1 protein-coding gene is annotated in these 878 nt (G+C 64.5%); it reads left to right on the top strand.

Features of this window, described 5'->3' with window-relative positions:
- Nucleotides 1–98: 98 nt before the first annotated feature.
- On the top strand, nt 99–878 hold a 780-nt coding region (locus AC1D00_RS43240), incomplete at its 3' end, for a serine hydrolase domain-containing protein (protein WP_477014942.1).

The following is an 878-nucleotide window of genomic DNA, read 5'->3' as shown; positions in this document are numbered from 1 at the left end:
GCCTACACCAGTCGGCGGGGCCGCGTTAAGCGCAACCGGCTTGGAATGGGGCCGGCATTTCGCTATCAACTTTCCCACAAAACGCCCCGGAGGAACTGATGCTCGCCCCCACCCCCGCCTCGCCCGAATCCGTCGGCATGTCCAAGGCTGCGCTCGACCGCGTCGATGCGCATCTGAAACGCCGCTACATCGATGCCGGCCGTTTCCCGGGCACGCATCTCTTGGTCTATCGCCGCGGCAAGGTCGCCCACAGCTCGGTGCAGGGCCTTGCCGATGTCGAGCGCAMGGTGCCGGTCAAGGACGACACCATCTACCGCATCTATTCCATGACCAAGCCGCTCACCAGCGTCGCTTTCATGATGCTGGTCGAGGAAGGCCTCGTCGCGATCGACGAGCCTGTCGCCAAGTACATTCCGGAGTGGAAGGATCTCGGCGTGTTCGTCGCCGGCACCGCGCCGGCCTTCCTGACCCGGCCGCCGTCCCGGCCGATGCTGATCGTCGATCTGTTGCGCCACACCTCCGGGCTGACTTACGGCTTCCAGCAGCGCTCCAATGTCGATGCCGCCTATCGCACCGAGAAGATCGGCGAGGTCGAGAAGTCCGGCACGCTCCAGACCATGATCGAGGCGCTCGCGAAAATCCCGCTGGAGTTCTCGCCGGGCGAATCCTGGAACTACTCGGTCGCGACCGACGTGCTGGGCTACCTCGTCGGCAAGATTTCCGGCATGCCGTTCGAGCAGTTCCTGAAAACACGCATTCTCGATCCGCTCGGCATGACCGACACAGATTTCCACGTGCCGGCGTCGAAAGCCCATCGCTTTGCCGCCTGCTATTCGGCGGACCCGGGCGGCGGCATGACCTTCCACGCCGGCCAGCGC

The organism is Bradyrhizobium sp. P2_E8, assembly GCF_056403875.1.
Note: the sequence above shows the minus strand (reverse complement) of the source record. Positions and strands in the feature narration are given on the sequence as shown.